At 70.8% G+C, this 13,338-nt stretch carries 13 protein-coding genes; 7 read left to right on the top strand and 6 right to left on the bottom strand.

Annotated features, from left to right (window positions below; translation table 11 throughout):
- Positions 1–98: 98 nt before the first annotated feature.
- Both APZ15_RS00640 and lpxK read right to left on the bottom strand, forming a co-directional pair.
- Positions 99–293, bottom strand: a complete 195-nt coding sequence (locus tag APZ15_RS00640) for a Trm112 family protein (protein WP_006482216.1) — start codon at positions 291–293, stop codon at positions 99–101.
- Complete coding sequence (gene lpxK, locus APZ15_RS00635) at positions 274–1,302, bottom strand: tetraacyldisaccharide 4'-kinase (protein WP_027789286.1); 1,029 nt, start codon at positions 1,300–1,302, stop codon at positions 274–276. The genes APZ15_RS00640 and lpxK overlap by 20 nt, the downstream gene beginning before the upstream one ends.
- Before the next feature lie 450 nt (positions 1,303–1,752).
- Between lpxK and xseA the strand changes: the two genes are divergently transcribed.
- Positions 1,753–3,135 carry an exodeoxyribonuclease VII large subunit gene (gene xseA / locus APZ15_RS00630; protein ID WP_027789287.1) on the top strand — a complete coding sequence of 461 codons (1,383 nt, stop codon included), beginning with the start codon at positions 1,753–1,755 and terminating at the stop codon, positions 3,133–3,135.
- Between the two features lie 213 nt (positions 3,136–3,348).
- Entirely contained in the window at positions 3,349–3,927 is a 579-nt protein-coding gene (gene sodB / locus APZ15_RS00625; protein WP_011352986.1) for a superoxide dismutase [Fe], read from the top strand.
- Positions 3,928–4,033: 106 nt separating this feature from the next.
- On the opposite strand, the gene chrA is transcribed toward sodB, so the two are convergent.
- Positions 4,034–5,245: a chromate efflux transporter gene (gene chrA / locus APZ15_RS00620; protein ID WP_027789288.1), complete on the bottom strand. Its 1,212-nt coding sequence runs from the start codon at positions 5,243–5,245 to the stop codon at positions 4,034–4,036.
- Positions 5,246–5,331: 86 nt separating this feature from the next.
- Positions 5,332–6,039: a Crp/Fnr family transcriptional regulator gene (locus APZ15_RS00615; protein WP_027789289.1), complete on the bottom strand. Its 708-nt coding sequence runs from the start codon at positions 6,037–6,039 to the stop codon at positions 5,332–5,334.
- Between the two features lie 81 nt (positions 6,040–6,120).
- Here APZ15_RS00615 and APZ15_RS00610 point away from each other — a divergent pair, with 81 nt between their 5' ends.
- The 3 genes from APZ15_RS00610 (at position 6,121) to APZ15_RS00600 (ending at position 8,387) form a co-directional block, all read left to right on the top strand.
- Positions 6,121–6,645: an Mpo1 family 2-hydroxy fatty acid dioxygenase gene (locus APZ15_RS00610; protein WP_027789290.1), complete on the top strand. Its 525-nt coding sequence runs from the start codon at positions 6,121–6,123 to the stop codon at positions 6,643–6,645.
- Complete coding sequence (locus APZ15_RS00605; protein WP_027789291.1) at positions 6,638–7,684, top strand: 2-dehydropantoate 2-reductase; 1,047 nt, start codon at positions 6,638–6,640, stop codon at positions 7,682–7,684. Before APZ15_RS00610 ends, APZ15_RS00605 begins: the two co-directional genes overlap by 8 nt.
- Positions 7,685–7,784: 100 nt before the next feature.
- A complete protein-coding gene (locus tag APZ15_RS00600; protein ID WP_027789292.1) occupies positions 7,785–8,387 on the top strand; it encodes a methyltransferase domain-containing protein in 603 nt (200 codons plus the stop codon).
- A 19-nt stretch (positions 8,388–8,406) separates the two neighbouring features.
- On the opposite strand, the gene APZ15_RS00595 is transcribed toward APZ15_RS00600, so the two are convergent.
- Complete coding sequence (locus APZ15_RS00595; RefSeq protein WP_027789293.1) at positions 8,407–9,681, bottom strand: EAL domain-containing protein; 1,275 nt, start codon at positions 9,679–9,681, stop codon at positions 8,407–8,409.
- 180 nt (positions 9,682–9,861) lie between these two features.
- On the bottom strand, positions 9,862–11,298 hold the full coding sequence (gene mdtD / locus APZ15_RS00590) for a multidrug transporter subunit MdtD (protein ID WP_027789294.1): 1,437 nt from the start codon (positions 11,296–11,298) through the stop codon (positions 9,862–9,864).
- Positions 11,299–11,516: 218 nt separating this feature from the next.
- Here mdtD and APZ15_RS00585 point away from each other — a divergent pair, with 218 nt between their 5' ends.
- Both APZ15_RS00585 and APZ15_RS00580 read left to right on the top strand, forming a co-directional pair.
- Positions 11,517–11,840, top strand: coding sequence for a DUF2917 domain-containing protein (locus APZ15_RS00585; RefSeq protein ID WP_027789295.1), 324 nt, complete (start codon positions 11,517–11,519; stop codon positions 11,838–11,840).
- Positions 11,841–11,935: 95 nt separating this feature from the next.
- The gene (locus APZ15_RS00580) at positions 11,936–13,327 is read left to right on the top strand and encodes a CoA transferase (protein ID WP_027789296.1); all 1,392 of its coding nucleotides are present in this window, start codon (positions 11,936–11,938) and stop codon (positions 13,325–13,327) included.
- Positions 13,328–13,338 lie beyond the last annotated feature (11 nt).

Genomic DNA, 13,338 nt, shown 5'->3' with positions numbered 1-13,338 from the left:
GGAGCGGGCGGCGCGTCAGGCGCGGGTCGCCCGGAGGGTTCGGCGCCCTGGCCGCGGACGGGCCGCGGCTAGGGCTGGGTCGGGCTGGCTCGGGCGGCTTAGCGGCCGGCCGGGTCGACCGGCGTGCCTTCGACGGTCTGGCGCGCTTCGTCGACCAGCATCACGGGGATGCCGTCGCGGATCGGGTAGGCGAGCTTGTCCGCGTTGCAGATCAGCTCCTGCGCGGCACGGTCATAGTGGAGCGGGCCTTTGCAGATAGGGCACACAATGATTTCAAGCAGGCGAGCGTCCACGGAGTTTCTCCACAACGAGGGCAATGAGGCGAGGGTCGAGCGCGGCTTCGACGGGGACGACCCACAGTCGAGCGTCGCGCCAGGAAGCGCCCAATTTTACTGCATCCTTCTCGGTGATCAGGATCGCGTCGACGGCGTCGTCGACGAACGGATTGTCGGCGAACGCATAGTGATCGGGCAGCGCGCGCGTCGCGGGCGCGAGACCGGCCGCGCGCAGCGTCGCGAAGAAGCGTTCCGGCGCGCCGATGCCGGCCGCGGCGAGGACGCGCTCGTTCGCGAATTGCGACAGCGGGCGGCGCAGCGCCGGCTGGTCGAGGTGCCACGCGGCGCCCGGCGTGAGCGCGAGCGAATAGGTGTCGGGCCACGGCGGCAGCGCGCCGCTGTACGGATCGTTGACGAGCGTCGCGTCGCGGTGCCGCGACAGCGGCTCGCGCAACGGCCCGGCCGGCAGCAGGAAGCCGTTGCCGCCGAGCCGGTGGTCGAACACGACGAGTTCGACCGTGCGCGCGAGGCGGTAGTGCTGCAGGCCGTCGTCGCTGACGATCACGTCGACGTCCGGATGCGCGGCGCGCAGCGCCTGCGCGGCCGCGACACGATCCGGGCAGACCCAGACCGGCGCACCGGTGCGGCGTGCGATCAGGAGCGGCTCGTCGCCGCCCGCGCCGGCGCGAGACGCGGCCGTGACGGCGGTCGGCGCCTTCACGTTCGCGCCGTAGCCGCGCGACACGATGCCGGGTGTGAAGCCGGCTGCCCGCAACGCGTCGACGAGCGCGATCACGGTCGGCGTCTTGCCGGTGCCGCCGACGGTCACGTTGCCGACCACGACGACGGGCACGCCGACGTCGACCGGCTTCTTCCAGCCCTGCGCGTAGGCGGTGCGCCGCAGCGCCGCGCACAGGCCGAACATGCACGCGAACGGCGTGAGTGCCCACGCGAGCGCGCCGCGGCGCTGCCATTCTCGCGTCAGGCGCGCTTCGAGCCGGGCGAGCGGGCCGTCGGGCGCGCTCATCGGGCCGGGCGCGGCAGGTCGTGCGCCGCGGCGTGGGACGGATTCGTCAAGGCGGATTCTCCGTTGGGCGGCGCATGCCGCGGGGTCTGCGGAAGGCGGCACTCTAGCGCGCCGCAGGCGGGCGCGGCAAGCGCGACCGGCCGACGCAGCCCACGGGGCCGGATCGCGACGGCTTGTGGATAACTCTGTGAAGAACTCCCCGTTCGAATGAGTCAAACGCCCGCCGGGTGGGCCTCGAATCGGATGAGAATCGTTTCGAAAGTTTTAAAAATATATAAAAATCAATGTGTTATCTCAAATCGTCTGGATTTTTCCGCGGTTTTCGGGCGTTTCAAGCCGACGATTGCCAAAGTGTGGACACCTTCCGCGCGTCACCGCGCCCGCGCCCGGCGCTGGACGTCGCGCGCGTGTCGGACTATCGTGTCGCCGCCAGCATTCATCCGACCGTCCATGCCTTCCGACTCCCCATTTGCCGCACCGGGTGCCACCCGCGGCGGCGACGAAGTGATACCCGTTTCGGCGCTCAATCGCGCGATTTCGACGATGCTCGAGCGCTCGTTTCCGCTGCTGTGGATTTCGGGCGAAGTGTCGAATTTCACGCGCGCCGCGAGCGGCCACTGGTATTTCTCGATCAAGGACCAGCAGGCGCAGATGCGCTGCGTGATGTTCCGCGGCCGCGCGCAATACGCGGAATTCACGCCGCGCGAAGGCGACCGCATCGAGGTACGCGCGGTCGTGACGATGTACGAGCCGCGCGGCGAAGTGCAGCTCAACGTCGAGGCCGTGCGGCGCACGGGCCAGGGGCGCCTGTACGAGGCGTTCCTGCGGCTGAAGGCGCAGCTCGAGGGCGAGGGGCTCTTCGCCCCCGAGCGCAAGCGGCCGCTGCCGGCCCACCCGCGCGCGATCGGCATCGTCACGTCGCTGCAGGCCGCCGCGCTGCGCGACGTGCTGACCACGCTCGCGCGCCGCGCGCCGCACATTCCGGTGATCGTCTATCCGGCGCCCGTGCAGGGTGCGGGCTCGGCGGAAAAGCTCGTCGCGGCCGTCGAGACCGCGAATGCGCGCCGCGAGGTCGACGTGCTGCTGGTCTGTCGCGGCGGCGGCTCGATCGAGGATCTATGGTCGTTCAACGACGAGGCGCTGGCGCGCGTGATCGCGGCGAGCGAACTGCCGGTCGTGAGCGGCGTCGGGCACGAGACCGATTTCACGATCGCGGACTTCGCGGCCGACCTGCGCGCGCCGACGCCCACCGGCGCCGCCGAGCTCGCGAGCCCGCAGCGCGCACTGCTGCTGCGCGAGGTCGGCGAGCGCCAGCGTGCGCTCGCACGCGGCATGGAACGCCGGCTGGAGCAGCGCGCGCAGCAGCTCGACTGGCTCGCGCGCCGGCTGGTGAGCCCGGCCGAGCGGCTGCAGCGGCAGCGCACGCACGTCGAGCAGCTCGCCGTGCGGCTGGCGTCGGCGGCGTCGCGGCCGGTGCGTGACGCGCGCGCGCGGTTCGCGCTCGCGCAGTTGCGCTGGCAGCGCGCGCGCCCCGATCCGTCGCAGGCGCGCCAGGCACTCGCGGGGCTGTCGCAGCGTCTTGCGCTCGCATTGCAGCGCCGTCACGAACGCGACACGGCTCGCGTGTCGGCCTGTGCGGCAAGGCTCGAGGTGTTGAGCCCGCAGCGCACGCTCGAGCGCGGTTATGCGGCGCTGATCGATGCGCAGACGGGCCGCGCGGTGCGCACGCCGAACGCATTGAAGCCGCAGCGCCGCCTGACCGTGCATCTCGCCGAAGGCTCGGCCGACGTGTCGCTCGCCGACGTGCAGCCGCGCCTCGCCGATACGATCTGACGTGAGCGGCGCACGCGCCGCGACCGGGAAAAACGCGCGGGAACGGCGGTTGCGCGGTATCGGCTCGTCCCTGTGGACGATGCGCGAACATCGCTTTTCCGCATACCGCGGATAAATGGCCCGTGAGTTTGCGGGGTTATTCGTCCTCGCCTACAATCGGACGCTCGGCAGCATTCAACACAAGCCCCCTACATACTCAACGAAGGAATCGCCATGGCTCATACGCTCCCGCCGCTCCCGTACGCTGAAGACGCACTCGCGCCGACCATCTCGCTCGAGACGATCCAGTACCACTACGGCAAGCACCATCAGGCTTATGTGACGAACCTGAACAATCTGATCCCGGGCACGGAATTCGAAAACCTGTCGCTGGAAGAGATCGTGAAGAAGTCGTCGGGCGGCATCTTCAACAACGCCGCGCAAATCTGGAACCACACGTTCTTCTGGAACAGCCTGTCGCCGAACGGCGGCGGCGCACCGACGGGCGCGCTGGGCGACGCGATCAACGCGAAGTGGGGTTCGTACGACGCATTCAAGGAAGCGTTCACGAAGGCCGCGGTCGGCACGTTCGGTTCGGGCTGGGCATGGCTCGTGAAGAAGGCTGACGGTTCGCTCGACATCGTGTCGACGAGCAACGCAGCGACCCCGCTGACGACGGCCGACAAGGCACTGCTGACGATCGACGTGTGGGAACACGCGTACTACATCGACTACCGCAACGCACGTCCGAAGTTCGTCGAAGCGTTCTGGAACATCGTGAACTGGGACTTCGCAGCGAAGAACTTCGCGTAAGGTCCGGCACCTGCGCGCCGTCACGGCGCGCGGTACCCAGCAGAAAAGCCCTCGTTTCGAGGGCTTTTTTGTTTTTGCCGCGGCGGAACGTGCCGCGCGTGCCCAATCAGGCGAGGAGGCCGAGCCCCCAGCCGAGCGCCGCGCTCGCGATCACGACGGCCCATGGCGGCACGCGCCAGAACACCAGCGCGACGAATGCGACGAGTGCCGCGGCCAGGTCGCGCGGCGCCATGATCGTGTCGGTCCAGACCGGGTGATAGAGCGCCGCGAGCAGCAGCCCGACGACGGCCGCGTTCACGCCCGCGAGCGCGGCCTGCATCCGCGTGCTGCGGCGCAGGCGCTCCCAGAACGGCGCGGTGCCGGCCACCAGCAGGAACGACGGCGCGAAGATCGACACCAGCGCGATCGTGCCGCCGAGCCAGCCGGTCGGCGCCTGGCGCAGCGACGCGCCGAGGAAGGCCGAGAACGTGAACAGCGGCCCCGGCACGGCCTGCGCGACGCCGTAACCGGCCAGGAACGCCGCATCGCCGACCCAGCCGGGCGCGACCACGGCCGCCTGCAGCAGCGGCAGCACCACGTGGCCGCTGCCGAACACGAGCGCACCCGTTCGGAAGAACGCATCGACGACGGCAAGCGTATCGGAGCGCAGCGCGCGGGCCGCTAACGGCAGTACGACGAGGAGTGCGGCGAACAGCGCGAGCCACAGCGCGCCCGCGCGCGGCGACACGTGCAGCGGCAACGGATCGTGGGTGCCGCGCGCCGGCTGCGGCAGCAGCACGAGGCCGGCCAATCCGGCCGCGACGATCACGGCAATCTGCGTCCACGCGGCCGGCGCGAGCAGCGCGACGCTGGCGGCCGCGGCCATCAGCGTGACGCGGCGCGCATCCGGGCACAGCGTGCGTGCCATGCCCCACACGGCCTGCGCGATCACGGCGACCGACACGATGCGCAGCCCGTGCAATGCACCGGCTTCGATCGGCGCGCCCGTCGCGTGCACGCCGAGCGCGAACAGCATCATCAGCAGCGCCGACGGCAGCGTGAAGCCGAGCCACGCGGCGAACATCCCCGCGTAGCCTGCGCGCGCGAGGCCGATCGCCATCCCGACCTGGCTGCTCGCAGGGCCCGGCAGGAACTGGCACAGCCCGACGAGATCCGCGTAGGTGCGCTCGGTGAGCCAGGCGCGCCGCGTGACGAACTCGGTGCGGAAGTAGCCGAGATGCGCGACCGGGCCGCCGAACGACGTGAGGCCGAGCCGCAGGAATGCGATGAACACCGGCCACGGATGGAGGGAGGGAGCGGAGGCGGTCGACGTGCTCAAGGCGGGGCGGATGGATGAACGGACGAGCCGCCACGATAGCGCAACGCAGCGACGGCGGGGTGGCCGCGTGACGGCGCTGCCGCGGCTCAGCGCATGCCGTCGGGCAGCCCGCTCGCGCGCCGCAGCGCGTCGACGTCGACGAGCTCGATTTCACCGACGTGCAGCCGCACGACGCCGTCGGCCTGCAGCGCCTTCAGCAACTGGTTGGTGGTCTGCCGCGTCAGCGACAGCATCGCCGCGAGCTTTTCCTGCGACAGCCGGATGCGGGTGCGGCCGGCGCTGATCCCGCCGTAGCCGTCGGCGATCATCAGCAGGCGGGCGGCGAGCCGCTGCGCGGCCGGCATCACGCTCATCGACTCGACGGTCAGGAAGCTCAGGCGCAGCTTCTGCGCCATCAGCAGCGCGAATTGCCGCCAGTATTGCGGCGTCGCGTCGAGGATCGCGAGCAGCGCGGCCTGCGGGACGTGCAGCAGCAGCGCGTCGTCGAGCGCGATCGCGTCGTGCGTGCGCGGCTGGCCGTCGAACAGCGCGATTTCGCCGAACCACGTGACGGGCTCGGCGACCGTCAGCAGCGCCTCCTTGCCCTGCGGGTCGACCGCACCTATCGTGAGTGAACCGGCCAGTACCGCGTACAGCCCGCACGGCGGGTCGCCGCGCCGGAACAGCGCATGGCCGGCCGGCAGCCGGCGCAGCGCCGCGCGGGCGAGCAGGTCCGCGCGCAACGCGGGCGGCAGCGCGGCGAACCACGGGTTCGCTTCGATCTGCGGCAGGTACGGGGCGAGCGAAGAGGGCATGGGCACGCGATGTCGGGTAGCTGACAGAGGTTCTCGGGCGTGACGCGCATCATAGCGCTCAACCACCGACCAGGAGACGCGATGAAGACGCTCGAAGACCATCTTTCCCAATATGCGGCCTACCACCGCGACGCGCGCAACATCGCGACGCATCTGGTCGGAATCCCGATGATCGTATTCGCGGTCGAGGTGCTGCTGTCGCGGCCGGCGCTCGGGATGCCGGCCGGCGTCGCGCTGTCGCCGGCGCTGCTGCTCGCCGTCGCGTTCGCGGCGTTCTATCTGCGGCTCGACCTGCGGTTCGGGATCGTGATGACCGCGCTGTTCGCGCTGAGCCTGTGGGCCGCGCAGGCGCTCGCGTTGCTGCCGACCGCGCAATGGCTCGCGACCGGCATCGGCGCGTTCGTCGTCGGCTGGATCGTCCAGTTCGTCGGGCACTGGTTCGAAGGGCGCAAGCCCGCCTTCGTCGACGATCTGGTCGGCCTGGTGGTCGGGCCGCTGTTCGTCGTCGCCGAGGTCGCGTTCTTCGCGGGACTGCGCGGCGAAGTGCGCCGCGAAGTCGAGCGGCGGGCCGGCCCCGTGCACGGCGGCGCGCATTCGCATGTCTGACGCACCGGTCTGCGTATTCGGCGCGGGCGCCGTCGGCTGCTATCTCGGCGGACGGCTCGCGGCGGCCGGCGCGAAGGTGACGCTCGTCGGCCGCGCACGGATCGGCGATGCGATTCGTCGGCACGGGCTGACGCTGACCGACCGGCGCGGCTATCGCGCGACGCTCGCCCCGGCCGATGTCGTGTTCACGACCGATCCGGCGGCTGCGGCGGCCGCGCGGCTCGTGCTCGTGGCGGTGAAATCGGCCGCGACGCGTGAGGCCGCGGCGCAGCTTGCCGGCGTGCTGAGGCCCGGCACGGTCGTGATCAGCTTCCAGAACGGCCTGCACAATGCCGACGTGCTGCGCGAGGCGCTGCCCCAAGCAACCGTGCTGGCCGGCATGGTGCCGTTCAACGTGATCGAGCGCGGACCCGGCGCGTTTCACCAGGGCTCGGCCGGCGCGCTTGCGGCCGACGCGTCTCCCGCGCTGCAGCCGTTTGCCGACGCATTCGCGCGCGCCGGGCTGCCGCTCGAACTGCATCGCGACATGCGGGCCGTGCAGTGGGCGAAGCTGCTGCTCAACCTGAACAACGCGGTCAATGCGCTCGCGAACCTGCCGCTGCGCGACGAACTCGCGCAACGTGCGTACCGGCGCTGCGTCGCGCTCGCGCAGCGCGAAGCGCTGCACTGCCTGGCGCTGGCCGCGATCCGGCCTGCGCGGTTGACGCCGTTGCCGGCCGCGTGGATCCCGGCCGTGCTCGACTTGCCCGATTTCGCGTTCCGCGTGCTCGGTGGCCGGATGCTCGCGATCGACCCGCTCGCGCGTTCGTCGATGTCGGACGATCTCGCGGCGCAGCGTGCGACGGAAGTCGAATGGATCAACGGCGAGGTCGTGCGGCTGGCCGCGCGCGTCGGCGCGCAGGCGCCCGTCAATGCGCGACTGTGCGCGCTCGTGCATGACGCGGAACGTGCGGCGGCGCGCCCGGCCTGGCGCGGCGACGCGCTGTGGGCCGAGTTGACCGCGCAGGCGGTGCGCGCGGGCGACGTGCGGGCCGCGTAGGGGCCGCGCAAGCCGACGCGCGGGGCGTGGGGGGCTGCACGGCAGGTGCTGCGGCCAAGATGCGGGGTGCGTCATACGACGCTTATGCGGAGCTGTCACCATGGTGGATCGCCCGACTCTCGATGCCTACGACGCCCATGCCGCGCAATACGCGCAGGACTGGCTCGACCAGGCCGCGCCAGACGACATGTACGCGCTGCTGGAGCAGCATTTTTCGCCGGGGCCGACCGCGGACGTCGGCTGCGGAGCCGGGCGCGATACGGCCTGGCTCGCGTCGCGCGGCTTCGACGTGCGCGGTTACGACGCGAGCGTCGCACTGCTCGACGAGGCGCGGCGCCGCCATCCGGACCTCACCTTCGAGCTGGCCGCACTGCCGGCGCTGGCCGGCGTGCCGTCCGGCGCGTTTCGCAACGTGCTGTGCGAAACGGTCGTGATGCATCTCGAACAGGCGGACGCGGCGGCCGCCGCCGCGCGGCTGGCCGAGCTCCTGATGCCGGGCGGCACGTTGTACATGAGCTGGCGGGTGGCCGGCAACGGCGCGTTGCGCGACGAGCGCGGCCGCCTTTACACGCCGCTCGATTCGGCGCGGATGCGGGCGGCGCTCGGCGCGGGCACGCAGGTGATCGACGAGCACGAGGTCGTCAGCGCGTCGTCCGGCAAGCGCGTGCACCGGCTGATCGCGCGCAAGGCCGCCGCCGCGTGAGCGCGGCGCGGCGGTGCGCTCATTCGCGGTTGAGTGCCGCTTCCCAGTTGATGTCGACGCACAGCACCTGCATGCCGGTCGCGACCGGCGCGGCGATCGACGCGGTCACGCACAGGTGCGCCTCGTTGATCGACAGGTAGGGGGACGTCAGGTGCACGTGGCCCGGCGCGCGCATCGCGTCGATGAAGTACGGGCGCCGTTCCCAGCTCGCGCCTTCCGAGTGCAGCAGCGGCCGGAAGCGCTTGGCGCGCTGCGATACGCTGCCGCGCGCGAGCACGTTGTCGCCGATCTGGCGCCCCGATGCGTCGAGCAGGAAACACCGGGCGGTCTCGGGCAGCCCGAGTACGACGGCCGCCGCGTCGGTGAGCGGCTCGCCCGCGCCGAGCTTCCGGCTCGCTTCCTCGAGCGCCGCGACGTACGGTGCGAGCCGTTCCGCCTGCGTGCGCTCGCGTTGCGCGACGCGCAGCCGCAATGCGGCCGACAGCGTATCCATGCAGCCCGCGGCGGCCTGCGGTTGCACCGGTTCGACGCTCGGCCCCGCGAAATACTGGCCCTGCACGAAATCGACATCGCACTCGAGTGCGATCAGCGCGTCGCGCTCGGTCGCGAGCCCGCCCATCAGCACGAGCTGGCCGGATTCGTGCAGCAGCGACACGAGCCCCGGCAGCACGCGTTCGAGATGCGAGTGCTCGCTTGCCTGCGCGAGGATGCCGCGATCGAGCGTGACGATGTCGGGATGCAGGTGCCACACGCGGTCGATGTTCGAATGCTTCGCGCCGAACCCGACCAGCGCGATCAGGAAGCCGGCCTTGCGCAGCCCGTCGACGATCGCCGCGTAGCGCGGCGTTTCGCCGCCCGCCTGCTCGGGCACTTCGAGCACCACGCGATGCGGCGGCAGCCCGAGCGCCTTCAGGTTCGCGAGCAGGGCGTCGCTGTAGACGGTGTCCATCAGCGCGGCCGGATGCAGGCTCAGGAAGAGCCATTCGTCATGACTGTCGAACGCGTGGAAGTTGCCGAGATGCAGCGATTCGGCGAGCCGGCCGAGCTCGAGCAGGTCGCCGCGCCGCGCCGCCTGCGTGAACACCTCGTGTGACGCCACCTGGCGGCTGTCCTCGTCGTGCGCACGCAGCGACGCGTGATAGCCGATCGCGCGGCGGTGCGACACCGAGAAAACGGGCTGGAACACGCTGAACACGGTGTAGCCGCCGTACAGCACGGTGCGCCGGTTCCCGTCGTCGCCGGCGACGGGGCGGGGCGGCTGAAAGCCGGGGGGATCGATTTCGATCATGCTCATGATGTCGGCCGAAGGAAGACTGCCAGTTTACCTAGAGAATAGGCGAGCAAGAAGCGTGCACGGCATCGTACCCCGTGCGGCGGCGCGTCGCGGCCGGGCCGTCGGTCATCGCCGGCGCATCGAACGGCTCGGACTGCACCGCAATGGTGCGCGCCGACCCGGTTCGGCGCGCGTCACGCGTCACGCGCGCTCGGACGGGTCGGTCTTGCGCGCGGTGCTGCGGATCTCGGGCGCGAGCTGCGCGAAGATCCACGCGGAAGCGGCCGTGATGATCCCGACGCAGATGAACGTCGCATGGAACGCCGGCAGCGTGTTGCTCGGCGTCACGGTGCGCAGCATGCCCGTGAACGTCGCGAGCAGCGCCCCCGCGACCGTGACGCCGAGGCTCATCGACAGCATCTGCACGAGCGAGAACAGGCTGTTGCCGCTGCTCGCGCCGCCCGTGCCGAGATCCTTGAGCGTCAGCGTGTTCATCGCGGTGAACTGCATCGAGTTGAAGCCGCCGAACAGCGCAAGATGCACGACCTTCACCCAGACCGGCACCGTGTCGCGCATCAGCGCGAAGCTCGCCATCATCACGCCGACCATGATCGTGTTCACGAGCAGCACCTTGCGATAGCCGTAGCGCGTGATCAGGCGCGTGATGATCCGCTTCGAGAACATCCCGGCCGCCGCCACCGGCAGCATCATCAGCCCGGCCTCGAACGCCGAGTAGCCGAGGCTCACCTGCAGCAGCAGCGGGATCAGGTACGGCATCGCGCCGCTGCCGATCCGCGCGAACAGGTTGCCGAGCAGCCCGACGCTGAACGTGTGGATCCTGAACAGCTCGAGCGAGAAGATCGGCTGCGGCGCGCGCACCGCGTACAGGCCGTATGCGACGAAGCACGCAAGGCTCAGGATCAGCAGCACGAGCACGGCCGCGTGCTGCATGCCGAGATCGGCGAGGCCGTCGAGCGACAGCGAGATCGCGACCATGCCGATCGTCAGCAGCAGATAGCCCTTCAGGTCGAAGCGGCCGACGGCCGGGTTGCGCGAATCGGGCATCGAATAGAAGGTCGCGATGCAGCCCGCGACGCCGACCGGCACGTTGATCAGGAAGATCCAGTGCCACGACGCGATCTTCACGAGCCAGCCGCCGAGCGTCGGCCCGATCAGCGGGCCGATCAGGCCGGGAATCGCGACGAACGACAGCGCGGACAGGTAGCGTTCGGCCGGGAACGTGCGCAGCACCGCGAGTCGCCCGACCGGCAGCAGCATCGCGCCGCCGACCCCCTGTACGACGCGGAACGCGACGAGTTGCTGCAGCGTATGCGCGTTCGCGCACAGCAGCGAGCCGAGCGAGAACACCAGGATCGCGCTGAAGAACACGCGCCGCGTGCCGAAGGTATCGGCGAGCCAGCCCGACACGGGGATCATCACCGCCATCGTCAGCGAGTACGCGATCACCACCGACTGCATGCGCAGCGGCGACTCGCCGAGGCTCGCGGCCATCGACGGCAGCGCCGTGTTGACGATCGTCGAGTCGAGCGTCTGCATGAAGAAGCCCGTTGCGACGAGCCAGAGCATCAGGGTGAGGTTCTTTTCGCCGGGAGCGGCGGCAGGCGGGCGCTGGAACATGGGGGCGGGGCGGTGGTGCGGGACAGCCGACATTGTAGGGAAAGCCGTCGCGCCGTGCAGGTTCGGCGCAAGGGCGGTGCGAAGTCCGGCCTGCGGGTGCCTGTCCTCGTCGAGTGACCGGTACAGTTCAGCCGAAAGTGTTTGCCGCCGTATCTGTCCGTGTGCTGCCGCTGTCCGAAATACTGGTGCCATCGGACCCGTGCGACCAGGAGGCTGCCATGCGCGAACTGCGACTTTACGTGATCGAAGGCGACGAGCCGGCCGGTCGGTGGCGGATCGTCGATCGCACCGCACTGGAGGTGGCCGACGGCGAGGTCTGGGTGACGATCGAGGGCCGGATCGACGATCACTGGCTCGGCGCCGGCGATTCGCTGACGCTCACGCCCGGCATGCGCGTCTGGGTCAGCGCGGGGGCGCACGGCGCGACGTTCGCGTTCGGTCCGCTCGACGCGCCCGCCGTGCGCGCCGCGCAGGCGTGGTGGTGGCCGCTCGTCGCATGGCGCGACGGCCGGCGTCACGCGCCCGCATCGCTGCCGACGTAGCCTCCCGGCGCTGGCGGACCGGCTTTCGTCCAGGATTGCTCGCGACGGTCGCGAATTCTAGACTCGATCCTGTCTCCCCCAAGGCTCGTCCCCCCATGACACCCGAACTCGCGTTGACGCATCTGTGGCGGCTCGCACACGGCGACCCCGACGCGCCGGCACGCGCGACCGTGACGGGGCAGGACCCGACGCTGCCGTCGACCTTCCGGGTCGGCACGCTGGCCGCGGCGACGATCGCGGCAGCCGGGCTCGCGGCGGCCGAATGCCATCGGCTTCGCACGGGCGTTGCGCAAACCGTCGACGTATCGGTGCGCGACGCGCTCGTCGCGTTCCGCAGCGAACGCTATCTGCGCGTGGACGACGGCCCGCCGCCGGAGTTGCGTCATCCGGTGACGGGCTTCTACGAGACGCGCGACGGGCGCTGGATCCAGTTGCACGCAAACTTTCCGCATCACCTGCAGGGGATGCTCGGCGTGCTCGGCTGCGGCGCGAAGCGGGACGACGTCGCCGCGGCGATCCGCACGCGGGACGGCGCAGAACTCGACACCGCGCTGGCCGAGGCCGGGCTGTGCGCCGCATTGATCAGAACGCCTGACGAGTGGTCGGCGCACGAGCAGGCGCGTGCGATCGCCTCGCTGCCGCTGTTCGAGATCGAGCGGATCGGCGATGCCCCCGTCGAGCCGATCGGCGGGGGCGACGCCGGCCAGCCGCTTGCCGGTGTGCGCGTGCTCGATCTCACGCGGATCATCGCGGGGCCGGTCGCGGGCCGCACGCTGGCGTCGCACGGCGCGCAGACACTGCTCGTCAACGGCCCGCACCTGCCGAACATCGCGCCGCTCGTGATCGACAACGGGCGTGGCAAGCGTTCGACGTGGATCGACCTGCGCGACGACGCGGGCGTCGATACGCTGCACGCGCTCGCACGCGATGCGGATGTGTTCCTGCAGTCGTACCGGCCCGGCGCGCTCGCGGCGCGCGGCTTCGGACCGCTCGCGCTGGCGGCGCGGCGGCCCGGCATCGTGTGCGTGTCGATATCGGCATACGGGCATGCGGGGCCGTGGGCGCAGCGGCGCGGCTTCGACAGTCTCGTGCAGTCGGCGAGCGGGATCGCGTGGCAGGAACAGCAGGCCGCGCACGCGAACGCGCCGCGCCACCTGCCGTGCCAGGCGCTCGATCATGCAACGGGTTATCTCGCGGCGTTCGGCGCGATGATCGCGCTCGCGCGCCGGGCACGCGAAGGGGGAAGCTGGCACGTGCGACTGTCGCTCGCGCAGACGGGCCGCTGGCTGCAGTCGTTCGGTATCGTGCCGGACGGCCTGCAGGCACCCGATTTCGCGCGCGCCGACGTACGCGACCGGATCGAGCGCATCGCGTCGCCGTTCGGCATGCTCGACGCGGTGCGGCCCGCCGAGCGGTTATCGGTGACACCGCCGTCGCTTGCGCGCCCGTCCGTGCCGCCCGGCACCGACGATGCGCGCTGGCTATAAGCGCCGGCGGC

The organism is Burkholderia cepacia ATCC 25416, assembly GCF_001411495.1.
GTDB lineage: Bacteria > Pseudomonadota > Gammaproteobacteria > Burkholderiales > Burkholderiaceae > Burkholderia > Burkholderia cepacia.
This window is presented reverse-complemented; position numbering and strand designations above follow the sequence as displayed.

Coding starts and splice junctions, on each gene's coding strand:
- xseA (WP_027789287.1), top strand. CDS start 1,753: ATGCCTTCCGACTCCCCATTTGCCGCACCGGGTGCCACCCGCGGCGGC.
- mdtD (WP_027789294.1), bottom strand. CDS start 11,298: ATGTTCCAGCGCCCGCCTGCCGCCGCTCCCGGCGAAAAGAACCTCACC.
- APZ15_RS00615 (WP_027789289.1), bottom strand. CDS start 6,039: ATGCCCTCTTCGCTCGCCCCGTACCTGCCGCAGATCGAAGCGAACCCG.
- APZ15_RS00595 (WP_027789293.1), bottom strand. CDS start 9,681: ATGAGCATGATCGAAATCGATCCCCCCGGCTTTCAGCCGCCCCGCCCC.
- sodB (WP_011352986.1), top strand. CDS start 3,349: ATGGCTCATACGCTCCCGCCGCTCCCGTACGCTGAAGACGCACTCGCG.
- APZ15_RS00585 (WP_027789295.1), top strand. CDS start 11,517: ATGCGCGAACTGCGACTTTACGTGATCGAAGGCGACGAGCCGGCCGGT.
- APZ15_RS00580 (WP_027789296.1), top strand. CDS start 11,936: ATGACACCCGAACTCGCGTTGACGCATCTGTGGCGGCTCGCACACGGC.
- APZ15_RS00605 (WP_027789291.1), top strand. CDS start 6,638: ATGTCTGACGCACCGGTCTGCGTATTCGGCGCGGGCGCCGTCGGCTGC.
- APZ15_RS00610 (WP_027789290.1), top strand. CDS start 6,121: ATGAAGACGCTCGAAGACCATCTTTCCCAATATGCGGCCTACCACCGC.
- lpxK (WP_027789286.1), bottom strand. CDS start 1,302: ATGAGCGCGCCCGACGGCCCGCTCGCCCGGCTCGAAGCGCGCCTGACG.
- APZ15_RS00600 (WP_027789292.1), top strand. CDS start 7,785: ATGGTGGATCGCCCGACTCTCGATGCCTACGACGCCCATGCCGCGCAA.